Below are 22,938 nucleotides of genomic sequence, written 5' to 3'. Positions count from 1 at the left end.
AGAAATGAGTTCACTATCTTCTTACACTTTCATTCTGGAAGCTTTATTCTATGCAGCTTCATATTAAATTGGTATCAGCACAAGCCACTTTGACTGAAGCTATTGAAACAGCAGATAATAAGATAGACAACCCATTGTATCAAGTAAATGCGTTTGTTTATCTAGCAAATGTTCAGGCAGAGGTAGGAATGGTTAAAGAAGCGATCGCCACTATACAAAAAATTGAATCTAAACCAGAAGTTGACCAACTTTTTATAAGTATAGGTCTAACTAAAGTGTGGTTTAAAATAGGAAATAAAGACAAGATTAAAGCCTTTTTTACAAGAAATTTAGAAATAGCAAATGGTATTACAGACGAAGAAAAGCAAACTGATGTATTACAAAAAATTGTAATAGCACAAGCTGAAGTAAGAGAGTTTGAGGATGCCCGCGAAAATGCTAAAAAAATTGACTTTTTAGACAGACGAGCATACGCCTTAATGAGAATAGCAATAGAGCAAGCCAAAGTAAGAGAATTTACTACGGCACTAGAGACTGTTGAAGAAATTGAGATTAAGCATTATCAATCGGAGGCTTGGTTGGAAATTGCAATATCGCAAGCTGAGGCAAGAAATTTTCCTGGTGCGTTTGAAACGGCAAAGCGGATTGATTGGCTAACCTATAGGGCACAGGCTTTTTGTGGAATTGCAATAGCCAAAGCTGAGGCAAGCCCATTTACTAAGGAGGCACTTGAAATTGCTGAACAGATTGAGAGTAACCTAGAAAAAACGCAGGCTTTGGTGGGAATAGTAAGGATACAAGGCAAAGAGAAAAATTTTCCCGCCCTACTGGAAATCAAGGACAAGGTTGGCGGTAAAGAGTGGAAGGATGAAGTTTTATCAGCAATAGCAGAGGCATACGCAAGAGCAGAAGACTTTACTACCGCTTTAGAGATAGCCACAGAAATAGATATTCAATTCATGCGAGCAAAAACTCTAGGAGTAATAGCAGAGATACAGGTACAAACTGGACAAACTGAAACAGCACGAGCTACTTTTGCTAATGTCCTTAAAATTGAAAAACCCCTTGAAGCTTCAATCTCCTTTATCAGGTTATTAGCCCTAGCAAGGGTAGCAGAAGTACAGGTAAAAAATGCTCAAAAAGAACTAGGAGTGACTACCGCTAGTATTGCCTGCGAAATCGCACAAAGTATGGAGAATCCGAGGGAAACAGCAAATGTACTAGCAGGAATATTAGTACCAATACTCATTGAAGCAGAAAAAATACAAGAAGCAAAAATTATCTGCGATCGCGCTTATGAAATTGCACAACAGATTAGTGACAACCAAGAATACCAACGCTCGAAAACTTTGGGATTCGTAGCAGAAGCACAGGCACGGTTAGGAGAGTTTGACGTTGCTCTGAGAACTTTGGAAATAATCCGTATGCCATACTATCACGTTAATGCACTCATAAGTATAGTACAGTTGCAGATAGAGGCAAAGCCACAGCAAATAGAGAAATCCAAGATAGTTCTGAATAAAGCTGATGAATACTATAAAAATGCAGATTCTATCTCTCTAAATTTGGCAAACAAGGTTGAGCTTTTGACTATTATAGCAGTGGCACGATCAACTATAGGAGAAACCCAAGCAGCCTTAGCAACTTTTGCCGATCTTCTTGAAGCTGCACAAACAAAAGAACAACGGGAACGTGATAATGATTTTTCTATAATAGCCATAGGATATGCAGAAATAGGGGACTTTCCCACTGCTATTAAAATTATCAACGAGATTAAAGAGGGAGCCCAGCAACTAAACGCACTTTGGACAATCGCCTGGGAGCAGTTCAAAAAAGGAGAACAAGTTACAACTCTTGATATCGCCCTTGCAGCTAAAGAAAAAATTGAGGATGAACAAAAACGCTTGGAAGCGCTCAAGAGCATTGCTCAAATACAAGCAATAGCAGGAAAAGGTGAGGAGGCTCTAAGAACATTAGAGGCGATGCTTAGCGACCGTAACACGCACTTACGTGACATTGCCTTCTGGTTCGCTGAAACAGGTGATCGAGTAAATTTTAAACGCTTGTTAATTCCCTGTGCATACTACTTAGATACTGCCTATCAAATGTGTGGATATTTAGCGCGGCTGTATCCAGAGCAAGCATCAGCAGTGGTAACAGTTTTGAGCGAATTGAATGAAGGGGAGCAATAGTGTGCGATCGCCCCTCAACAAACCAATCTAACTGAAGGGCGATCGCCACTAACCCAAACCACAAATACCTAATCTTCATTCTCTGTCGAGTTAATCAGGCAAAAAGCATCAGGAACCTCATCAAAAGATTTAACCTGCAATAAATGCTATCTCACACTTAATCAAATAAGCTCGATCGCCCTTTCATTCACCTGACCAAAAAAGCCGCACACTCAACATGAGAAGTCTGAGGAAAGAAATCCGCCGGCTGCACTCGCGCTAACTTATAATCCCCATTTTCGCACAAAATCTTGAGGTCGCGAGCCAAAGTAGCAGGCTTGCAGCTAACATAAACAATGCGATTTGGTTTGATTTCCTTGATAGCTTCCAAAACCGCGCGATCGCACCCTTTCCTCGGCGGATCTAACAGCACAATATCCGGTGTCAATCCCAAGGAAGGCAGCAAACTCTCTACAGTTCCCGCCTGAAAATCGACATTTCTCACGTCATTTAACTCACCATTTAATTTGGCTTGTTCGATCGCCGCCGGTTGCACTTCTAAACCTATGGCTATTTTTACTTGTTTTGCCAGGGGTAAAGTAAAAGTACCAATTCCGCAGTAAGCGTCAACCAAAACCTCGTTTCCCTGCAAATTCAATTCCCCTACCATCACCTCTAACAAAGCTTCAGCAGCCTCTGTATTTACCTGGAAAAAAGTATCGGCTCTTAACTGAAATTTCAAACCAGCAAAGCTTTCTCGCAGATAAGAACGACCCGCTATGCAGCGAGTTTCTGTCCCAAAAATCACATTAGTTTGAGCAGGATTTATATTCAAACAAACCCCTGCCAGTTGAGGATATTGTTTCAGCCACTCTGATGCTTGCTCTTCGAGTCCCGGCAAGTCTCCAGTGCGAACTATTAAAGTTAGCAGCATCTCGCCGGTGCGCCGTCCGATCCGCAAGGACAAGTGACGCAATTCTCCTGTATGTTTCTTTTCGTCGTAGACTTGCCAATCCCGCCAGTGGATGTCTTCTTTGACTTCTTTTAACAAAGGATTGAGGCGCGGGTCTTGCACCGGACACTGATTGAGATTGACTAATTTGTGAGTGCTTTTTTGATAGTAACCTGCTTGGACTTGACCTGTTGCAGATATTGCCACGGGATAAGTCGCTTTGTTGCGGTATCCCAAAAATTGAGGAAATCCCTCGATTTTTCCCGTTAAAATTTCATCAACTTGCAGATTGCTAAATCCGCCAATCCTTTCTAAGGCTTGAATGATTTGATTTTGCTTGGCTGCAAGCTGATATTGATAGTCTACGTGCTGCCACTGACAGCCACCGCACTTGTCGGCGACAATGCAGTTAGCTCGAATGCGGTGTTCGGAGGCTTCGAGAAGTGTGTCCAGCTTGCCTGTAGCATAGGTGGATTTGACTTGCACGAGGCGGACAAGGACTCGATCGCCCGTCACGGTATCGGGCACAAACACTACTAACTCACCAAAACGACCAACTCCGTCGCCGGTGTCTGTCAAGTCAGTAATCTCTATCTCAATCAGTTGACCTTGCTGGCAAGGGTTTGCCAATTTCGTCGAGTTTGGGGTCGGGAATTTAGATTTGGTCACAAGTAGTCGTGGTAGGATTTAATATGGTAATGCAATATCGCTCTCTCTTTCCTGAGATAAGTCGTAGCGAAGCGGGGCGTAAGTCATCGCACTCAAGCTCAATTGCAGGCTGTCTTCCTGCTGCTGAAAGTCTTGGTGCTAAAGCCAAGCTTCAACCTGCAAGTCAAGCCGGCTGTGAGTTGCCCCTACCCGTGCCTGTGCGATATGCTGTTGGGGCGAGCTAGCAAAAACTCGTTAAACAGTCAAAGTGTCTGCCGACATCAAAACTCTCACTCGCAGTTTTTGAGTTTTTCCCGCAGTACCCTGGAACACAGGGAAACGGGCTTGAACATCAAGCATAACGTTTGCGGAGATTTACCCGCTACTTCTAATGTTGATAAATGTTAGAAGCAAAGTAAATCGCCCAACCAAGAATCTCATCTTTAAGGGATGAGAATGTCAATTAATCTTACTCTCAAATATCCTCAATTTTTTTGAATAACAATGAGCGTAGTTAGCCAACTAATTCTCCAAGCCGACGACGAACTTCGCTATCCCAGTACCGGCGAACTTCAAAGCATCAAAGATTTTTTTAAAACCGGAGAACAGCGGGTGCGTATTGCTACTGCGCTGTCTGACAGTGAGAGGAAAATTGTTGAAGAAGCTAGTAAAAAACTCTGGAAAAAACGACCTGATTTTATCTCTCCTGGCGGCAATGCTTACGGCCAGCGCGAACGGGCTTTGTGTCTGCGCGACTACGGCTGGTACTTGCGCCTGATTACCTACGGTATCTTGGCGGGTGACAAAGAGCCGATCGAAAGCATCGGTTTGATTGGCGTTCGGGAAATGTATAATTCTCTGGGCGTTCCTGTTCCTGGCATGGTCGAAGCTATCCGCTGTTTGAAGGAAGCTTCTTTGGCTTTGCTCAATCAGGAGGATGCTAAGGAAGCAGCTCCTTATTTTGATTATATCGCTCAAGCAATGTCTTAAGTGCTTTGGTGATTGCTTTCATGAATGTGGCGGAGCATTCGCGGGTGATTTTTGGGGTGATTTTATCTCGCAATTGCTCGCAAATGTTTCGCTTCTGTTTTTTGGCAAGGAAATCTGCCTCATTTTTGCTAGGAAGCAATGCAGTTTAAGCTTTCCCAGATGTTGAGTTCGTCTTGTCTTTCAATGCACATTTGATTTAAAAAGTCAAGCGTTTTAGGGAGAGATTGTTTTTTGAATTTCCGGCTGTCGTACTGAATGGATGTTTTGAGCTGCGAGAGTTCTCCAAGGGTGGGGCAGGTTTGGATTTGACATCCACCCCGACCTGAAGGTACGGGGATTCCCAATCATTGCTAATTGGGTTTCTGCTTCATAGCACCAGCCTTCCGAGACTTGCTCTCTTCAGGTCTTACGGTCGCTCCACAGACTGAAACGGCTAGCCCAGCCGCCAAAATATTTTTTGCCGCATTGATATCGCGGTCGTGATTAGTCCCACACGTAGAACACTCCCATTCGCGAATGTTCAGCGACAACTTCTCAACAATGTGACCGCAGTTTCCACAGCGCTTAGAACTAGGAAACCAGCGGTCTATTTTTATTAAATCCCGCCTGTACCACTCACACTTGTAGCTTAGTTGGCGAATTAATTCACCCCAACTAGCATCGCTGATGGCAAGAGCTAATTTATGGTTTTTCACCATATTCTTGATAGCTAAATCCTCAACTACAATGGTTTGGTTTTCACGAACGAGTCGAGTCGTTAGCTTGTGCAAGAAATCTTTACGCACATCAGTTATCTGCGCGTGGATTTTTGCTACTCGTTTCCGTGCTTTTTCTCGGTTGTTGCTTCCTTTTTGCTTGCGAGCCAAAGCTTTTTGCTTTCTTTTTAACTTCTTCCGTAGTTGTTTGAAAGGTTTGGGATTGGTGATTTTATCGCCGTCGCTGGTAGCAATCAGGCTGGTAATCCCCACATCCAATCCAATAGCTTTATCTGACTTTGGAAGTGGCTTGATTGTGTAGTCGTCCACGAGGATTGACACGAACCAGAGTCCAGCAGGTGTTAACTTCACCGTAATAGTTGACGGAGTACAACCTGCGGGAATTTGTTTGCTCCAACGAATAGGTAACGGCTCGTTACATTTAGCCAAGAATACCTGTCCGTTTTTCCAACGGAAGGCAGACTTGGTAAATTCAGTGCTACCACCGTTATGCTTCTTCTTGAAATTAGGATACTTGGCTCGTCCTGCAAAGAAATTGGTGAACGCTGCCTGAAGATGGCGGAGTCCTTGCTGAAGAGGTACGCAGCTAACATCATTCAAGAAATCAAGTTCTTCCTCTTTCTTCCAGTTCGTCAGCATAGAGGAAGTTTCGCCGTAGCCAACTCTTTCCTGGCGTTCGTACCAAGATTTTGTGCGGTAAGCCAAAGCCTTGTTGTACACTAGCCGAGTACAGCCCATTGTCCGTCGCAAGAGGTTTTCTTGCTCGATGGTGGGGTAGAATCGGTAGCGGTAGGCTTTTTCCATCTTCACACTCTAGCACGTCTTTTGTGATAGAGTTGGTTTTATGTCGTATATTGTTGTTTATCTGCGGTGATTGATTACCGATCGCCCTTTTGTTTAGCAATTAAAGCTTTAGCTTGCTGCCACAGAGATTCTAACTCTTCTGGGGCATAATCCGACAAAGGTCGATCGCACGCAGCCTCTACCTTCGCAAACCGCTGCACGAAGCGATCGTTTGTTCCTTGCAAAGCAGCCGACGGATCTAAATCGTACCAGCGAGCTAATTGAATCAACACAAACATAATATCTCCCAATTCTGACTGCTGCGCTGCCTTATCCTCGTGTTTGAGAGCGTGTTCAAATTCGGCCATTTCTTCGTGAAATTTATCCCACACGCCGTCTACACTCTCCCAATCAAAACTCACTTCCGCAGCTTTTTGAGAGATTTTCATCCCGGCGGTTATCGGTGGCAAAGTGCTAGCATAACGGCTCATTTTCGAGGCTAAAGTTGGCGGCTTTTCCGAAGTTGTGCCTTTTTCTGCTGCTTTGATTTTTTCCCAGTTTTCGTTGACTTCATCCACGCTGTTGAGTTCGACATCGCCGAAGACGTGGGGATGTCGCCGAATTAGTTTTTCTGTAATGCCGACAGCGATTTCGGCGAAGGTAAATTGATTGGATTCGCTGGCAATTTGAGCTTGCAGAATTACCTGTAACAGTAAGTCGCCCAATTCTTCGACGATCGCATCTTTATCTCCTTTGCGAATCGCGTCGGCCGTTTCATAAGCTTCTTCTATGATGTGAGGAACTAGAGTTTGGGGAGTTTGGGCTAAATCCCAAGGACATCCGCCGTCTGGCGATCGCAATTTAGCCACAACTTCTATAAGTTCTTTGAGTGCTGTGAGCGATCGACTTTCAGAATTAGACATAATAATTTACCTTTTATATCAACCGGTAAGACGGTTATAACGTTGTTAAGGGCTCCAACCATTAATTTTATTACTTCTTCCTTCTTCCTTCTTACTTCTTCCTTCTTCCTTCTTCCTTCTTCCTTCTTCCTTCTTCCTTCTTACTTCTTCCTTCTTCCTTCTTCCTTCTTCCTTCTTCCTTCTGCTATGGATTTACTAGAGGTGCGAGTGGGAGCTTTGATTTTGGGCCTCTTAATTGTCTTAGGAGGGCGCAACCCGCTCAATCCTTTTTTTTTGAATCTTTTGTAAGCCGAGCCGCCCCAATCGCTCAGATAGTGGCTCATAGCGCCCAATTCTAGACCGATGTATACGGCTAAAATTTCGATGTGGTGTTCCCAGAGCGATCGCCCATAACTGAAAACCGCTTCCTGCCAATTCCCGCCTAAGTTCCCGACTTTTTCGGCAATTGCCAATCCCAACATTCCGAGAACCGCAATCCAGATAGCGAGGTACAAGATTCGCAAAGCAGTACCGATTAGAGGGCCGTGGGACAAAAAAGAGCGGTGGCGCAGGCTTTTTTGGTACGGGAGCCAAATCGCTTTGAACCATCCCCAGCGCTGATACTGGCAGGAGTAGATATCCAAGTCGGGGCCAAACATCAGCCCGCCGAATAAGAAACTGCCGGAAACGAGCAAAGTCAGGTTGCTGCTCTGAGTCTGGCCAAAGGTGAGGGCTGCCACCAAGGGCAAACTCCACATGGTTATTTGATCGTGGGTGCGGCCAGAGGGCATTTAAAGTTTAGGATTTTTTTTACTTGATCTTTCTGAGTTACTGTGATATGATAAATCCCGGTGAGTGCAATTGGGTGATTAGCTCAGTGGTAGAGCGCCTGCTTTACACGCAGGATGCCGTAGGTTCAAATCCTACATTACCCATCAGATAACTCAATATCAACAGTTTCAGCCGTTTTTAGCCCTCAAGCCGAGAACGGCTTTAACTGTGGCTGTTGACGGTTGACTTTTGAATTGGGTGACGACTAAATTTAACATTCTGTGGCGGATGTCTCAAAAGTTGGCACGCAATGCTAGAAAATTAATTTATTGATTTTCTTTTTTAGAACCTTGTATGTCGACAACCCACCACTAAATCGGAGTACCGATTCTAGTGGGGGCTTGAAATACAGCCCTAGTTGACCCGTCTAAGTGTTAGCTCACTACGTTTCTTAAGTCACGACACCTACAAATGCGACGCCAGTTTGTAGCTCTGTCATCTAACGTTAAACAACCATTTGGGAGGTAGTGCGTTAGGTGCAAAAAGCTCTAGAAACATTGACTAGGCGAACATTACCCGAAAGGAGGGACAGAAATGTCCAAAGTCTTGATCGTGGACTCAGAAAAACGACCCTTAGATCCAATTCATCCGGCCCAAGCCAGACAATTACTGTGGCAGAGAAAAGCTGCTGTCTTTAGACGATTTCCTTTCACCTTAATTCTCAAAGAATCGCATCCCGATTCGCCAGTACAAGGACTTCGTTTAAAGATTGACCCTGGTGCAAAATATACAGGCATTGCCTTAGTTAAGGATATCACCGGTGAGGTAGTTTTCGCCGCCGAGATCAAACATCGGGGCTTGGCGATTAGAGAAGCCTTAACGTCCAGACGACAATTGAGACGTAGCAGACGGAATCGGAAAACTCGCTGCCGCCAACCACGTTTCTTAAATAGAACCCGTCCAAAAGGATGGCTACCCCCTAGCTTACAAAGTCGAATTGAGAATATCAAAACTTGGGTAGAAAGATTACGCAAATTCACACCGATTGCAGCCATTAGTCAAGAATTAGTCCGCTTTGATATGCAGTTGATGCGAAATCCAGAAATCCAAGGGAAAGAATATCAGCAAGGAACTCTCACTGGATATGAAACCAGAGAATACTTGCTGGAAAAGTGGAATAGAGCATGTGCCTACTGTGGAGTTAAGGATGTTCCAATGCAAATAGAACACATTCACCCAAGGGCAAAAGGAGGTTCAAATTCAATTACTAACCTAACTTTGAGTTGCGAAAAATGTAACAGGAAGAAAGGGACGAAAGACCTTAAAGAATTTCTGCAGAAAGACCCAGCAAAACAGGAGAGAATATTGGGACAAACCAAAAAACCTTTGGCAGATGCAGCCTCGGTCAATACCACCCGATTTGCGTTGTTAGAAACTCTGAAGGCGACTGGTCTGCCAGTTGAAACGGGATCGGGAGGACTAACTAAATTCAACCGTTCCCAACAAGGATTAACAAAAACTCACTGGTTGGATGCAGCGTGTGTTGGACTTTCCACTCGTGAATTAACAATCAAAGGAGTTAAACCGTTGCTGATTTCAGCGATGGGACATGGTTCAAGACAGTCTTGTAGAACCGATCGTTTTGGCTTTCCCAATCGCCATGTTTCCAGAACCAAGTTTCATTTTGGTTTCCAAACGGGGGATATTGTCCAAGCGATTGTGACGAGTGGAAAAAAAGTGGGAATCTACAAAGGGAGAATTGCAACTCGTGCTAGTGGAAGCTTTAATATTTCCACAGCGAATGGACTGATTCAAGGAATTAGTCATCGTTATTGCAAACACATTCACAAACAGGATGGTTATGGCTATGTTGCATAGATTCGGGCCCAGTTTCCTCCCGCCACTGACCTGGGTACAGGTACAGTGGGGGTCTCTACGGGGGAAGACAGATGAAGCCTAAAATAACGAGCCCGATCGCGTGGCAGCAAGCTGAACTGCTCATGCAGCCAGCGATGATCCGAGTGCTCGACAACATCCGCAAACAATTAGAGGAGTCTGTCTGGACTGGCACTTATCAAGAAGTGCAGATTCCTATTCCTGGCTATCAACTAATTTTAGAGCTTCAAGGCGAGCAAAGATGCGTCGATATTTGGGAACTTTGCTATCGAGTCTGCTTTGTCAACTACCAGCCCGCTCACACTCAACTGCAAAGCCAGGAAGTCGTAATTGACACTAGCTTGATTGACGATGACACTGGCGATGTAGATTGGAATCGTCTTGATGCCAAAGCCAGCCAATTAATACAAGAAATATTCGCCAATTTGGGCAAATAGTCAGTTGTCAGTTGACAGGAAAGCAGCAGTTAACAGTCAACAGTCATCAGTCATCAGTCAACACTCAACAGTCAACAAAATTTTATGCGGATTCAAGAATTGCACGACATTCAAGCAGCGGCTGGTGCTACTTTTGCAGAGTTAACAACCAAAGAAATTGTGCCAGTGAGTTTTGGTAATGACGCAGAAGCGATCGCGGCAACTAAACAAGGTGTGGCTTTGTACGATCGCACTCACTGGGGGCGCATTCAAATCTCAGACAGCGATCGACTGCGGTTCTTGCACAATCAAAGTACCAATAACTTTAATATACTCAAACCCGGTCAAGGTTGCGATACCGTTTTTGTCACATCCACCGCCCGGACGATCGACCTCGCCACCGCTTACGCTACAGAAGATGCCGTACTGCTGCTAGTCTCAGCCAACCGCCGCCGCCAACTACTGGAATTGCTCGATCGCTATATTTTCCCAATGGATCGCGTCGAGTTAACAGATTTAACCGATACAACTGTTGCTTTCAGTTTCCTCGGCCCGGAAAGCACTCAACTACTAGAAAAAATCGGAGTTACCGAACTAGAAAATCAACCTTACGCTACTCACAAATTGATAAAAACCCCCCCTCTTTCCCCCCCTTACCAAGGGGGGGATGAAGGGGGGGTTCGAGTTGCGGTTGGTAGCGGTTTAGCAACTCCCGGATACACGTTAATTGCGCCAGCAAGCGATGCAGCAAGCTTGTGGCATGAATTAGTCAAAGCTGGGGCCGTACCGATGGGCGATCGAGTTTGGGAACAACTGCGAATCGAACAAGGACGCCCCGCACCCGATTTTGAACTCACAGACGATTACAACCCCTTAGAAGCCCGTCTTTTACACACGATTACCTATGACAAAGGCTGCTACATCGGTCAAGAAACAATTGCCCGCTTGAACACCTACAAAGGAGTCAAACAGCAACTTTGGGGCGTGCAGTTGAGCGGTGCGGTTGAACCCGGAACAGCCGTCACAATCGGAGAGGAAAAAGTCGGCAAACTCACCAGTTTTACGGAAACTGAATCGGGCTTTTTTGGTCTTGCTTACATCCGCACAAAAGCGGGCGGTGAAGGACTGAAAGTGCAAGTCGGAGCGGTGTCAGGGGAAGTAGTAAATGTACCTTTCTTGAGTTCGTAGTTGCGATCGATCGCCTGTTGGCGCTGCAGCGCTCAAAACTTTTTTGTTGAGGTTGATTTAGGTGAACGTTAACGCAATAAATTGACACGAAGTCCTATCTTTAGATAGATTTGCAAACCAACAACAGCAATTATTGTATATTACAGTCGTCATAGAAAAAACAGAGTTTTTCAATGAAAAAGTTTACATCGCGCTTAGTTACAATTTGCCTGCGAGTAGGAATAATCTTTGCTGTAGGAATAGCGCTGATTTTTAGCTCCGAATTGGAATTGTCGGGCAACAAAATGCAAGCGATCGCTACATCTTTAACCCCTGAAGCTAAGTCTTACGAAGTTGCCCGTCCCGCTCAGCAGCCAACAAGCGATACAGAGAAGGATGCCACGGGTGTACTTGACAATATCCGAGAAAAGCTGAATCTCGACCAACCGATTGCCCCCAGTACCAAAAGATTTATAGAATCGGTAAAAGATAACGTGGGCGAAGCAGTTACGCCGGCACAGGCAGCAGTAGAAAAAGCTACAGATCTAGGTAGCAGCGATCGATCCAACTAATTCAATCGCATCCAGTTTTCAAATATTATATTCTTAGTCCGCCTGCGCGGACTTTGTTTGTTTAGTAGCGATTTCCAGATCCGAATCATGGAAGGGATAATGAACCCCGATTCGATTGTTCACATCGGCACTTCAGGCTGGAGTTACGACCATTGGGAAGGTGTGCTTTATCCCCACCAGCTACCGCCTCGCTCTAGGCTCGATTGCTATACCCAGCACTATCAAACCGTCGAAGTTAATAGCACCTACTACCGCTGGCCACCAAACACTACCTTTGCTAACTGGCGAGAGCGCCTCCCCCAAGGATTTTTGATGACCGTAAAAGCGCCCCGCGGTCTAACGCACTCCAAGCGTCTTTACTCACCAGAAAAGTGGTTGGAACGGATGAGTGAGGGACTTCAATGCCTGGGCGATCGACTGGGTATTCTGCTCGTCCAGCTTCCTCCCCAGTTCGGCTGCGATTTAGCCCGCCTAGCCTATTTTCTAGAACAGGTGCCCTCCTGGATCAAAGTAGCTGTGGAATTCCGACACCCAAGCTGGCACACAGAAGAGGTATTTTCGCTGCTAGAACGCCAAGGAGCGGCTTACTGCGTGATGAGCGGGGCGCTCCTGCCCTGTATCCTGCGCGCAACGGGCTCATTCGTCTATGTGCGCCTCCACGGCCCCGACCCCAACAATCTCTACGGCGGCTCCTACTCGGATGATGATTTACATTGGTGGGCCGATCGCATCCACGAGTGGGAAAGCCAGGGGCGAAGCGTATTCGTCTACTTCAACAACGACGGAGAGGGAAATGCAGTGAGGAACGCTTCAAAGCTAAAAACTTTTGTGGAGAACCGTACTTCCTGACAAGCGAAGATTGAGAGCGTCCCCATTCTTTTGGGCGCATTCAAAAACGCTCCGCAGTTCCCTGAAGCTGAATTAGAAATCGGAGGTGGCGTTCGTCTAGGTTGTTGTTTGACGATCGCACTCACCCCGAACCCGCACATCCAACTCAACATCACGCAGCACAAGCCGATCGCCTGCTGCTCAACATTACTGAGCACTCTTGCTTCCATTTCAAACAAATCCCGTAGGGTGCGCTTGACATTGAGAAACACGAAATACTCCGTCAGTTTCTCGATGCGATAATTAAACACTTTGTAGCGGTGTTTGAAGTACAGTTCCCCATTCCCTCGGTGTTCCCACAATCCCAGCAAGTTGATGGCCACCTCTGAGTAATGGACTCTCACATCCCGCTGCACTGCGGCTATCCCTTCCTCAATTAGTCGAGTCGTAATTCCAATTTTAGAGAAGCTCTTGCCGTCAGCTTTTACCTCAAGAAAGTAGAGCAAGTTGACTCTTGATGCGCCTCAATAGTGCGCGGTAAATATTCAAGTCAGCCCGCCGTTCGTCCAAACAAGATAACTCTTCCACGCGGGCAACATCTACGGAGCGATCTAACTTAACTAACAGGGAATTGAAAGCCCCTGCTTGCGATCGCTCGGTCAGGAATCAGGGAGTATTTGGATTCTAGATATCAATGCCCGTCGATTGTATGTGTTTTCGGAGCCAGGGGCAGAGTGTTATGCTAGCCCGGTTGTGTTGGCAGAGTCGGATTTAATCGCACCTTTGGCATTTCCAGATTGTCAGGTGTCTGTGGAGGATTTGCTCAGCAGGAGTGCAGAGCCCAGTTGTGAGTGAGGAAACTTTAAAAATTTATGGACAGACTGAAACGGCCTTGCAATGCTGTATCAGCCAGCGGCTACAGACAGGACTTTTCAAGGCAAGCGTTGTTTTTTGGACGCTTGCTACACAAACGCCAAACTCTAACTTAACTGGTTGTAACGAAGTATACACTTGATTGTGATTATAAGTCCCTCTAAAGAATTATTTGTATATTCTCCTGAAGACAGATGATAGCAGCGACCAACGCCAATAATATACAAGGTGTACAGAGCTATTAGGTAATCTAAGGGCATAATTTAAAAGCAGTCTAGCGCCTGATAGGAAAGACATTCGACTTATCCACTTGTCCAAGCTAAACAAAGTGGCAGTATGTGGCGTAGTCTTGTGCCTTACTTCAGGTTAATGACCAATTGAGCTTTGATTCTTAATTAATTAAGTTTACCTGATTTCTTCTTTCTCTGTTCTACCTGTCAGACCCTAATTACCCTGTTGTTATAAGTACCTATAAAGAATTGTTTGTAGATTCTCCTGAAAAAGGAGGAGAGCAGCGACCAAGGGAAATAACATCAAAGTCTACAGAGTTATGGGGGAATCTAAAGCCAGAATAAAAAGCACTCTTTTTGGGCATTATAAGACATACATTCGGCTTACGCACTTGCCACAGTTGAACAAAGTTGCAGTAGGTGGCGTAGTCTTGTGCCTTACTTCAGGTTAATGACCAATTGAGCTTTGATTCTTAATTAGGTTTACCTGATTTTTTCTTTCTCTGCTCTATCTGTCACACCCTAACTACCATCTGGTAATACGCTTCTTTGTAGATGGCACAAAGGTTACCCGACATTTTCGCAGTTTAAGACATTTGTGTTGCTTGTAGGTCATTGGGTATACCCAGACTGACAAATTTTCCTTTTACCCGATCACACTTATTTAAGAAGTATCATGGTTAACTTACTCAGACCGCCCAGTGTTTCTTCAAGCTCTCGCTTCAATACTGTAACTGGTTTGTGGAGGCAACAGTCTCTTTACGACAGGAGGGCGCTGAAGACTGGTATCGTCCATTTCGGGCCAGGTCGTTTTTTTAGGGGTCACCTTGCCTACATAATACATAACTATCTTGCACAGAAGGGTTTCCCAGAGCAGAGATGGGGGATTTGTGGGGTTAGCCTCAAGAGTCAACAGACCATTACTAGGTTGAAACCCCAGAGATTCCTTTACACTTTGACCAAACACTCTAGTTGCGCTCAAAATCGTGAGGAAGCGGAAGTTATAGGTTCTATCAGGGAAATAGTTAATGGTAGAGAGAAGTGCGAGTATGTGCTTGAAAAGATGGCGTCTCCCTCTGTGCATCTGGTGACTCTTACTATTACTCAAGGAGGGTACCATCTAGACAAGAATTTTAATCTCGACACAACGCATGAAGACATCGCGCACGATCTGCGAAATCCTTCCACTCCAACAACTGCAATTGGCTTTATAGTAGAGGCGCTACGCCGACGACGCGATCGCTCAATGACTCCGTTCACAACCCTTTCTTGCGACAACCTCCCAAGAAACGGGGAGATCCTGCGAAAAGCAGTGCTAGCTTACGCTGAAGAGATCGATCCTCAGCTTGCAGAATACATCAGGGATAACGCCACGTTCCCTAATTCGGTTGTAGACAGGATTGTGCCTCAAGAGCAAGAATCCGACTATAACTACCCCAACCGACTGTTGCAAGTTCGCGATCGCGCACCCATTGTAACGGAACCATTTTGGCAGTTTGTCGTGGAAGACAACTTCACAGGCGATCGACCCAACTGGGAAGATACGGGGGTGATTATGACTAGCGACATCACTCCCTTCCTCTATATGAAGTCGAGATTCTTGAATGCAGTACACTCTTTCATAGCCTGTTTAGCTGTAAGAGCAGGTATAGAGTATATGCACGAGGCGATCGCGGTACCGGAATTCCAGTTGTTTACTCGGCTTCTCATGGACGATATCGCAGCAGCAACACCAGTGCCTCGCGAGATGTGCGAACAATATATGGAGCAGGTGTTACTAAGGCTCAGTAACGAGGCTCTTCCCGATACTACTGAGAGAATCTCTTCAGAAACCTGTAGAAAAGTAGGCAAGTATATATTTCCGATACTTCAGGATGCTTATAGCCGAAAGGTCAGCATGAAGCGGATTATACTTCCCGTTGCGGCGTGGCTGCTTGCAGTCAGAGAAGAGGCGTGCGAGTCTGGTCAACCCTATCGGGCCAAGGATACCCAAAGCGCAATTACAGCGATTCAAGAAGGCGCAGTGATTAGCGGGATTCTGGGATTGGAGAATTGCGAACAGACAGAGGTCGTAGATAATGAATGCCAACAAGCTTTGCGAGATCTCCAGACCCACGGACTATTGACTACGCTTAAAAATTACAGTGAGGGAGGTCTTTTAAATGAAAGCGCTTCAGCATGATTTGGTGGTGCTTTTCGATCATGACGGAACTGTCGTGGACAGTGAAACCATAGCACTTAAGAGCGCCTGGAGGCTGACAAATGAAGTGGCTCGTGAGTTCCCTGGCGCTCAACACTATGAGCTTGAGGACTTTGTTAAAAGCTTCGCCGGGAAACCCTACAGGGAAATACTCAAAAAGATCTACCCAGATTCATTAACCAGTCTTAATGAGCGCGATATTGACAGGCTAGTGGCTGAAGAAGAAAAGAGAGCCATTGAACGGCTTACTGTAGAGGCAAAAGCGACGGTCGGAACGCCTCAAGTGCTGTCTTCCCTGCGGGACGACGGATTTGAATATGCACTTGTAAGTAACAGCAGCTTGCAGCGGCTGAGTGCTTGCCTTACTGCTGCTGCCCTGACCGACTTTTTCCCAAGCGAGCAGGTATTTAGTGCTCACGACTCTCTCCCTGTTCCGCGTCCCAAACCGCTTCCTGACATCTACCTACATGCAGTGAAGTGTCTGGACGCAGAAGTTTCGGGTTGCGTGGCAATTGAAGATTCTGTCAGTGGGGTAAGGGCTGCGGTTGCCGCTGGAATTGGGCAGATTATCGGTTATGTAGGGGGAACTCATATAAGCGAGGATGAACGAAGCAGCCGTGCAGATGGTCTTGTGTCGGCTGGTGCCCACCAAGTTATCGAGCGGATGGACGATTTAATCGGTCTATTATCAGCAACCCCAGTGTAAGGACACGGGGCATCAGGCGTAGGCTTGAGGCCCTTAGTTAGGATGGTGAAAAACGGCGTTGCTGAATATCAAGAATTCTCAGCCATCGAACGCTTCACCTTATGAATCCAGCCTTGGCGAAGCTGGACGCCACGCTTCTATTTCGTAGAAATGAAGCGTGGTAGTTCACAGAGCATTTTAGGCTGACAGGTCATCCGGGTCTGCGAGTCGCAATGCCTAGTTTAACTCCTTTAACCTGTCGCACCTTATCCATAACGGCTACAGCCAAGCCAAAATCAACCTTTTCGTCAGAGTTAATCACGGCAATCAGGCCTTGACGAGTAGCAGCTAAGGCGCTCAGTTGTGCGGGCAAAGCCTCTACCGTTGTGGGCTGACGATCGAGACTGACTTGTCCTTTTGAATCAATCGTGATGGTGACTCGGTTCGTTACCTGTGTCGGCTGGCTCGAAGTCGCTTTGGGCAAATCCACAGGCAGTCCTTCAGGGTTGGTTAAGAACAAGCTAGAGAGAATGAAAAATGTGAGCAGCGAGAACACCACATCAATCAGCGGGACAATATTAATTTGTGGAGGAATTTCAGGGTCTTTGGGTAAGTTCATATTCTTTTTGTGCAATTCGATAATGACGACGATAGAGCAGTTCTAGCTGCCCTGCATATTCTTCAATTCGGCCAACTTCGCGCTGATATAAGCCCCGGTAAATGCTGGAAAATGTCAGAGTGATAATGCCCACGAGTAATCCGGCAGAAGTGGCAATCAAGTCTTCGCTAATGCCTGCGGTCAAACCCGATTTATTTGTCGCTCCAAGGTTGCCAATATTAATCGAGGCAAATGTGGTCATTAGCCCAAATACTGTGCCTTGAAGACCGAGCAATGGTGCTAGCGCAACGATCGTGTCAAAAATATGATTGAACCGCTTCAGTAGCGGAATTTCGATTTTTCCCTCGGTTTCTAGCGCTAGAATAAATTCTTCAGGTGTCGCGTCTTCAAGCTGCAACGTGCTGAGGAAAATGCGGGCGATCGGTAAGTCAACATTCTGCTTGAGCTTATCGATCACACTTACCATGTTATTGAGTTGATAGAACCGCAAAACATCATGAGCAACTTGCTTTTGTCGTCTGTAAATTTTGATCCAGAATATGGCGCGTTCGCTCGCCAGCGTTACCGATAGAATTGAACAAAGCAGCAGCGGCCACATGACAAGACCGCCTGCCAAAAATTGTTCACGTATTGCTGAAAAATTCATCCACTTCTCCTAATTGACCGCTGGCAGCGCCAGCAATTTTGCTCCACAGCACTGATGATAATCTATCTCAATAAAAAATCCAATACCAAAGGCAGATGAATTTGAGTCTTCCAAGGCCATACGAGGAAATTGGCATCATCTTGAATCAACGCCAGCCGATCTTGACGGAGTGGCAAGCAGGTTGAAAGCAAGGCTGCGTCAAGGTTTTGAGTTGAGTGACCAAGCGAAGTTCCTTTCGCTTGGTCACTCAAGAAAAGAGAGTGGCGATCGTAGAGAATCAGGTTCAAGGATCTCTCGGACGATCGTATGAGTCAATAAGCCTGTCAATAATCCGCCATCTTTTTTGAGGTTCAGGGGCTTCAATGCTTTTACCATCAAGGTTCCAGAGGCATTGTCACCCCGTTAACAGCCGATCGCCAAACCAATACCTCGGGCGACAACTTCATCGGAGATCGGTCATGCGCTCGACTTGCCATGCAGATCCGCCAAAATTGACTGCACCTTTTTCATCCATTCTGCAATACTGATAATAAGCCGTCATCACAAGGTCATAAATTAAGATGAACAGCAATACCAGCACAGGCTCAACAATCAAGCTGAATCAAGCATCCCTGTCTCTTTTACCTGGAAACGTGCGCGTACCCAAGTACGATCGCCATCAAATTACTAATGGAATTGTGCATATTGGGGTTGGTGGATTTCATCGATCGCACCAAGCGCTCTATCTTGATGATTATTTCCATCAGAATCCTGGTAGTGATTGGGGAATTTGTGGTGTTGGATTGCTGGACAATGACTATGACAAGCGTATGCGGGATGCGCTGCTGTCTCAAGATTGTTTGTATACCTTGGTTGAGCGATCGCTAGAAGGAGATCGGGCTCGAATCATTGGCTCAATCACTCGATACCTGTTTGCACCAGACAATCGTCAAGCAGTTATTGAAGCATTAGCAGATCCCCAATGCCGAATTGTTACTCTAACGATCACTGAAAGCGGCTACTACTACATTGAAGGAAGTGGTAATTTCGATGTAAACCACCCGACGATGCAGCACGATTTGCAACATCCTGAGCAACCAATTGGGACATACGGTTTTTTGACAGCCGCACTCGAAAAGCGGCGTAAAAAGGGGTTGGCACCGTTTACAGTCTTGTCCTGCGACAATATCCAGGGCAACGGCAACATGGTGCGGAAAATGCTAACAACATTTGCCGAAATGGGCGATCCCGAGTTAGGACGTTGGATTGCTGAACACGTTGCGTTTCCCAACTGCATGGTCGATCGCATTACTCCGCTGACAACCCCAGCAGATATCAAAATGGTGGGCCAACAGTTTGGTATTGATGATGCGTTTCCATGCGTCGCGGAGCCTTTCACCCAGTGGGTAATCGAAGATACCTTTTGTGCAGGCAGACCCGATTGGGAATCCGTGGGCGTACAGATGACTAAGAATGTTCATCCCTATGAAATGATGAAAATTCGGCTGCTCAATGCCAGCCATATGCTGATTGGCTATCTCGGCTCTGTTGCAGGTTATACCTACGTTTATGAAGTCATGGCCGATCCCTTGTTTCAGCAAGCAGTGGCTAACCTGATGGATGAGGTGACACCAACACTCCAACCCGTTCCTGGGATTGATTTAGACGATTATAAAAAAACTTTAATAGAACGGTTTTCCAATCCCAAAATTCGCGATCAGCTTCCGCGCCTGTGCCTGAATGGCTCGGCCAAAATTCCTAAGTTTGTTTTGGGATCGCTCCGCGATAAATTAGAGCTTGAAGGTGCGATCGATTATCTAAGTTTGACGATTGCTGCTTGGTGTCGATACATCAATAGTCATGATGAACAAGGGCAACCTATTCCCATTGATGACCCATTAGCAGACATCCTGACTCAACGCGCCAGTTTGAGTCAATTAGATCCCAGGCCATTACTGGGCCTATCTGAAATTTTTGGAGATTTAGTAGAGTCGCCACGTTTCGTTGAGGCTGTTGCTGACCAGTTGCGTAGTTTGCATGAGTTCGGTGCTAAAGGAACGCTAGCCCGATTGTCATAGGCACCATCCGCATCCGTGAGGAAACTTATTTGGCGTTGCAGAATTTGAGGAGGATTCTTGTGGGGATTAGGGTTAGGCGTCCCGCCTGCTGTGAAAATACACGCCTTCGGGGTACGAGAGTCCATGCCACAAAACCATCAAAATCATCCCGCAATTATGCAACACCACTTATTTGACACTGCCACGGCTGCACTACGTTAAAGCCGTGGGATTCTCCCGTCTAGCCCAGCTCTATGTCTACGAGTGTAAAGGGAAATTCAGCAGCCAGTACAGCGCAGTATTTATTGAGGTCATTCTTTCCTATCTTCCCTCTGACCAAAGCATCTATCTTAAGGCGGATTCTTCTGAGTGAGTAACTCAGGTTCAATAGAGAAGACCGTGTATGCCTACGGATGAAGGTTCATGAAGCGCGACGCCACAGGCAAGTTTGTTAGCAACTGGAACTCGGAGACGAAACAACGAGTGAGCGTATCTCTTACCAATACAGCATGGCGATCGCTCGATAAAGAGGCTTATAAGCGAGGAATTTCTCGCTCTGAAGTCATTGAACGCTTTGCCCGCAGTCTTGAGAGCGAACAGTTGTTCTGTGCCCGAGAAACGGAGGGCAAGGTAGCAACGATTCTTGAAAGCATTACGGATGCTTTTGTCGCCTTCGATCGCGACTGGCGATACACCTACGTGAATCGGGCGGCGGCTAAAATCCTGCACAAAACGCCAGAAGAGCTAGTGGGAAAGCACGTTTGGAACGAGGTTTTTCCTGAGTTGGTCGGTGGAATTGCCTATAGGGAACTACATCGGGCAGTGATGGAACAGGTTCCTGTTTCCTGGGAAGAATTTGGGGAGCCGGTTCAGCGTTGGTTAGAGGCGAATGCCTATCCCTCTGCGGAGGGTGTAGCGGTTTATTTTCGAGATGTGAGCGCTAGCAAGCTTGCGGAGGCAGAACGAGAACGGTTGTTGCACGAGCTGGAAATTGAACGCGCCCGATTTGAAGCCGTTTTGCGACAAATGCCTGCTGGAGTCATGATTGCCGATGCGGCATCCGGTAAATTAGTTCTGGCGAACGAACAAACCAAGCAAATTGTTGGGTATGGCTACGAACAGTTGCTTGCTATTGAGGAATATGCACCCATTATTCCCAGTGAAATCTTTCACTTAGATGGTCAACTCTATTCGCCTCATGAGTATCCATTGGTGCGATCGCTAAAAACAGGTGAAGTCGTTACCAACGAAGAGATAGAAATTCATCGAAATGATGGTAGCCGCATTTTCATTAACGTCAACTCAGCACCAATTTTAGATAACCAGGGGCAGATTGTTGCAGCCGTTGTTGTCTTCCAAGACGTGAGCCAACAGCAAGCTGCGCTACACGAACGCAAACTTGTAGAGCAAGCCTTACGCGAGAGTGAATCGCGGCTACGAGGTTTATTTGATGCAAATCTCATTGGCATCATCATCGGAGATTTTCAAGGCAATATTTTAGAAGTTAACGACGCTTGGTTAGCGGTTTTGGGTTATACACGGGAAGAAGTTTTATCGGGGAATGTAAATTTCCTTGAAATTACCCCACCAGAGTATCGGCATCTAGATCGGCAGACAATGGCCCAAATGAAACAGGTTGGCTGCCATGCGCCGTTTGAGAAAGAATATATTCGTAAAGATGGTACTCGTGTTCCTGTCTTGATTGGAACTGCTTACCTGGGAGGAGCAGACGATTTAGGAATCGGATTTCTCATTGATTTGACAGAGCGCAAACGACTGGAATCGGAACTGGAGCAGCAAGAGCAACAGTTCAAAATGGTGGCTGAAAATGCCCCGGATATTATTAGCCGAATTGATGCAGAGTTTCGCCACCTTTATGTCAGCCCTTCTATAGAACTGGCAACAGGTATTGCATCAGAGCAATTTCTTGGCAAGACTAATGCCGAGCTAGGAATGTCAGAAGACATATATCGTGTTTGGCATGACAGTTGGCGGCAAGTCTTTGCAACAGGCTCCGAACAGACGATTGAATTTAAGTTTCCGACTCCTTATGGTATTCGATGGTATCAGTCACGTATTGTCCCTGAATTTGCTCCTGATGGCTCCGTAGAAACGGTACTGGGGATTACTCGTGATGTCACCGATTACAAACAAGTTGAACAGGCATTACGAGAGAGCGAAGAACGCTTGCGATTAGCACTGACAGCCGCTCAGATGGTTGTCTGGGATATGGATTTGCAGAGCAATCGAGTGGTGTGTTCTGCTAATGCTCTAGACGTTTGGGGTCTTTATGAAGGGACGGGAGAAGAGTTTGTTGCGCTCATTCATCCAGACGATCGACAACAGGTGCTCCAAGCGACGGTATCGGCAATGGCTGGAGAACAGCCCTACGCACCGGAGTATCGGGTAATTTGTCCAGACGGCGTTGTGCGCTGGCTCAACAGTCAGGGGCAAGTCTATCGGGATGAGACGGGGCAAGCAGTTCGTATGATTGGCGTTTCGGTTGATATTACAGAACGCAAACAGATCGAAGCAGAACGCGATCGCCTTTTAAAACGAGAACAATCTGTCCGACTCGAAGCCGAAACCGAGCGCAAGCGGTTGCATGACATCCTGATGCAATTGCCTGCCATGATTGCCATTGTTAAAGGTGCCGATCTTGTGTATGAATTTGCCAATCCCACCTACCTGCAAGGGACTGGACGCACTCTAGACATCATTGGTCAACCACTGCGGCAGGTTTTCCCGGAGTTAGAGGGACAAATTTACTTTGACGTGCTTGAACAGGTTTACCGGACGGGAGAAACATTTATTCGGGAGGAGTCACCTACTTACTG

The 22,938-nt window shown here is 46.2% G+C and carries 19 protein-coding genes and 1 tRNA gene; 13 read left to right on the top strand and 7 right to left on the bottom strand.

Annotated elements, in window-relative coordinates:
- The first annotated feature begins 50 nt into the window (after positions 1-50).
- Positions 51-2,192: a hypothetical protein gene (locus tag QUA71_RS26545; protein WP_333289677.1), complete on the top strand. Its 2,142-nt coding sequence runs from the start codon at positions 51-53 to the stop codon at positions 2,190-2,192.
- Between the two features lie 187 nt (positions 2,193-2,379).
- On the opposite strand, the gene rlmD is transcribed toward QUA71_RS26545, so the two are convergent.
- Entirely contained in the window at positions 2,380-3,792 is a 1,413-nt protein-coding gene (rlmD, locus tag QUA71_RS26540) for a 23S rRNA (uracil(1939)-C(5))-methyltransferase RlmD (RefSeq protein ID WP_333289675.1), read from the bottom strand.
- 102 nt (positions 3,793-3,894) lie between these two features.
- On the opposite strand from rlmD, the gene QUA71_RS26535 reads away from it, so the two are divergent.
- Positions 3,895-4,179 (top strand): hypothetical protein, encoded by a 285-nt coding sequence (locus QUA71_RS26535; RefSeq protein WP_333289673.1) that lies wholly within the window; start codon positions 3,895-3,897, stop codon positions 4,177-4,179.
- A 96-nt stretch (positions 4,180-4,275) separates the two neighbouring features.
- Entirely contained in the window at positions 4,276-4,761 is a 486-nt protein-coding gene (locus QUA71_RS26530; RefSeq protein ID WP_190655955.1) for an allophycocyanin subunit alpha-B, read from the top strand.
- Positions 4,762-5,111: 350 nt separating this feature from the next.
- Here QUA71_RS26530 and QUA71_RS26525 read toward each other — a convergent pair whose 3' ends face one another.
- The 3 genes from QUA71_RS26525 to QUA71_RS26515 form a co-directional block, all read right to left on the bottom strand.
- Positions 5,112-6,281, bottom strand: coding sequence for an RNA-guided endonuclease TnpB family protein (locus tag QUA71_RS26525; protein WP_333289671.1), 1,170 nt, complete (start codon positions 6,279-6,281; stop codon positions 5,112-5,114).
- 74 nt (positions 6,282-6,355) lie between these two features.
- Entirely contained in the window at positions 6,356-7,183 is an 828-nt protein-coding gene (gene mazG / locus QUA71_RS26520; protein WP_333289669.1) for a nucleoside triphosphate pyrophosphohydrolase, read from the bottom strand.
- Positions 7,184-7,323: 140 nt separating this feature from the next.
- Positions 7,324-7,953, bottom strand: coding sequence for a metal-binding protein (locus QUA71_RS26515; RefSeq protein WP_333289667.1), 630 nt, complete (start codon positions 7,951-7,953; stop codon positions 7,324-7,326).
- A gap of 72 nt (positions 7,954-8,025) precedes the next feature.
- Between QUA71_RS26515 and QUA71_RS26510 the strand changes: the two genes are divergently transcribed.
- The 6 genes from QUA71_RS26510 (at position 8,026) to QUA71_RS26485 (ending at position 12,833) form a co-directional block, all read left to right on the top strand.
- Positions 8,026-8,097, top strand: a tRNA-Val gene (locus QUA71_RS26510).
- A gap of 430 nt (positions 8,098-8,527) precedes the next feature.
- Complete coding sequence (gene iscB / locus QUA71_RS26505) at positions 8,528-9,811, top strand: RNA-guided endonuclease IscB (protein WP_333289666.1); 1,284 nt, start codon at positions 8,528-8,530, stop codon at positions 9,809-9,811.
- 71 nt (positions 9,812-9,882) lie between these two features.
- Positions 9,883-10,266, top strand: coding sequence for a hypothetical protein (locus QUA71_RS26500; RefSeq protein WP_333080559.1), 384 nt, complete (start codon positions 9,883-9,885; stop codon positions 10,264-10,266).
- Positions 10,267-10,350: 84 nt separating this feature from the next.
- Positions 10,351-11,433: a CAF17-like 4Fe-4S cluster assembly/insertion protein YgfZ gene (gene ygfZ / locus QUA71_RS26495; RefSeq protein ID WP_333289663.1), complete on the top strand. Its 1,083-nt coding sequence runs from the start codon at positions 10,351-10,353 to the stop codon at positions 11,431-11,433.
- 173 nt (positions 11,434-11,606) lie between these two features.
- Positions 11,607-11,984, top strand: coding sequence for a hypothetical protein (locus QUA71_RS26490; RefSeq protein ID WP_333289662.1), 378 nt, complete (start codon positions 11,607-11,609; stop codon positions 11,982-11,984).
- Positions 11,985-12,083: 99 nt separating this feature from the next.
- Positions 12,084-12,833: a DUF72 domain-containing protein gene (locus QUA71_RS26485; protein WP_333289659.1), complete on the top strand. Its 750-nt coding sequence runs from the start codon at positions 12,084-12,086 to the stop codon at positions 12,831-12,833.
- Here the strand turns inward: QUA71_RS26485 and QUA71_RS26480 are convergent.
- Positions 12,752-13,318 carry a hypothetical protein gene (locus QUA71_RS26480; protein WP_333289657.1) on the bottom strand — a complete coding sequence of 189 codons (567 nt, stop codon included), beginning with the start codon at positions 13,316-13,318 and terminating at the stop codon, positions 12,752-12,754. The two genes, QUA71_RS26485 and QUA71_RS26480, sit on opposite strands and share 82 nt — an antisense overlap.
- 1,273 nt (positions 13,319-14,591) lie before the next feature.
- On the opposite strand from QUA71_RS26480, the gene QUA71_RS26475 reads away from it, so the two are divergent.
- A complete protein-coding gene (locus tag QUA71_RS26475) occupies positions 14,592-16,097 on the top strand; it encodes a mannitol dehydrogenase family protein (protein WP_333289655.1) in 1,506 nt (501 codons plus the stop codon).
- A complete protein-coding gene (locus QUA71_RS26470) occupies positions 16,078-16,821 on the top strand; it encodes an HAD family phosphatase (protein WP_333213636.1) in 744 nt (247 codons plus the stop codon). Before QUA71_RS26475 ends, QUA71_RS26470 begins: the two co-directional genes overlap by 20 nt.
- Before the next feature lie 190 nt (positions 16,822-17,011).
- Here the strand turns inward: QUA71_RS26470 and QUA71_RS26465 are convergent, their stop codons facing one another.
- Together QUA71_RS26465 and QUA71_RS26460 are read right to left on the bottom strand one after the other, a co-directional pair.
- A complete protein-coding gene (locus QUA71_RS26465; RefSeq protein ID WP_333289653.1) occupies positions 17,012-17,419 on the bottom strand; it encodes a biopolymer transporter ExbD in 408 nt (135 codons plus the stop codon).
- A complete protein-coding gene (locus QUA71_RS26460; RefSeq protein WP_333062789.1) occupies positions 17,397-18,065 on the bottom strand; it encodes a MotA/TolQ/ExbB proton channel family protein in 669 nt (222 codons plus the stop codon). The genes QUA71_RS26465 and QUA71_RS26460 overlap by 23 nt, the downstream gene beginning before the upstream one ends.
- A gap of 560 nt (positions 18,066-18,625) precedes the next feature.
- Between QUA71_RS26460 and QUA71_RS26455 the strand changes: the two genes are divergently transcribed.
- Entirely contained in the window at positions 18,626-20,122 is a 1,497-nt protein-coding gene (locus QUA71_RS26455) for a mannitol dehydrogenase family protein (protein WP_333289651.1), read from the top strand.
- Positions 20,123-20,524: 402 nt separating this feature from the next.
- Positions 20,525-22,938: PAS domain S-box protein (locus tag QUA71_RS26450; protein WP_333289650.1), on the top strand; the 2,414-nt coding region annotated here is incomplete at its 3' end.

Source organism: Microcoleus sp. MON1_C5, from assembly GCF_036701875.1.
Taxonomy (GTDB): Bacteria; Cyanobacteriota; Cyanobacteriia; order Cyanobacteriales; family Microcoleaceae; genus Microcoleus.
The sequence above is the reverse complement of the archived record's forward strand: the minus strand, read 5'-3'. Positions and strand labels throughout refer to the sequence as shown.

Excerpts from the sequence above, each read along its gene's own strand:
- QUA71_RS26545 (WP_333289677.1), top strand. The coding sequence starts at position 51 with ATGCAGCTTCATATTAAATTGGTATCAGCACAAGCCACTTTGACTGAA.
- QUA71_RS26530 (WP_190655955.1), top strand. The coding sequence starts at position 4,276 with ATGAGCGTAGTTAGCCAACTAATTCTCCAAGCCGACGACGAACTTCGC.
- QUA71_RS26525 (WP_333289671.1), bottom strand. The coding sequence starts at position 6,281 with ATGGAAAAAGCCTACCGCTACCGATTCTACCCCACCATCGAGCAAGAA.
- mazG (WP_333289669.1), bottom strand. The coding sequence starts at position 7,183 with ATGTCTAATTCTGAAAGTCGATCGCTCACAGCACTCAAAGAACTTATA.
- QUA71_RS26515 (WP_333289667.1), bottom strand. The coding sequence starts at position 7,953 with ATGCCCTCTGGCCGCACCCACGATCAAATAACCATGTGGAGTTTGCCC.
- iscB (WP_333289666.1), top strand. The coding sequence starts at position 8,528 with ATGTCCAAAGTCTTGATCGTGGACTCAGAAAAACGACCCTTAGATCCA.
- QUA71_RS26500 (WP_333080559.1), top strand. The coding sequence starts at position 9,883 with ATGAAGCCTAAAATAACGAGCCCGATCGCGTGGCAGCAAGCTGAACTG.
- ygfZ (WP_333289663.1), top strand. The coding sequence starts at position 10,351 with ATGCGGATTCAAGAATTGCACGACATTCAAGCAGCGGCTGGTGCTACT.
- QUA71_RS26490 (WP_333289662.1), top strand. The coding sequence starts at position 11,607 with ATGAAAAAGTTTACATCGCGCTTAGTTACAATTTGCCTGCGAGTAGGA.
- QUA71_RS26485 (WP_333289659.1), top strand. The coding sequence starts at position 12,084 with ATGAACCCCGATTCGATTGTTCACATCGGCACTTCAGGCTGGAGTTAC.
- QUA71_RS26475 (WP_333289655.1), top strand. The coding sequence starts at position 14,592 with ATGGTTAACTTACTCAGACCGCCCAGTGTTTCTTCAAGCTCTCGCTTC.
- QUA71_RS26470 (WP_333213636.1), top strand. The coding sequence starts at position 16,078 with ATGAAAGCGCTTCAGCATGATTTGGTGGTGCTTTTCGATCATGACGGA.
- QUA71_RS26465 (WP_333289653.1), bottom strand. The coding sequence starts at position 17,419 with ATGAACTTACCCAAAGACCCTGAAATTCCTCCACAAATTAATATTGTC.
- QUA71_RS26460 (WP_333062789.1), bottom strand. The coding sequence starts at position 18,065 with ATGAATTTTTCAGCAATACGTGAACAATTTTTGGCAGGCGGTCTTGTC.
- QUA71_RS26455 (WP_333289651.1), top strand. The coding sequence starts at position 18,626 with ATGAACAGCAATACCAGCACAGGCTCAACAATCAAGCTGAATCAAGCA.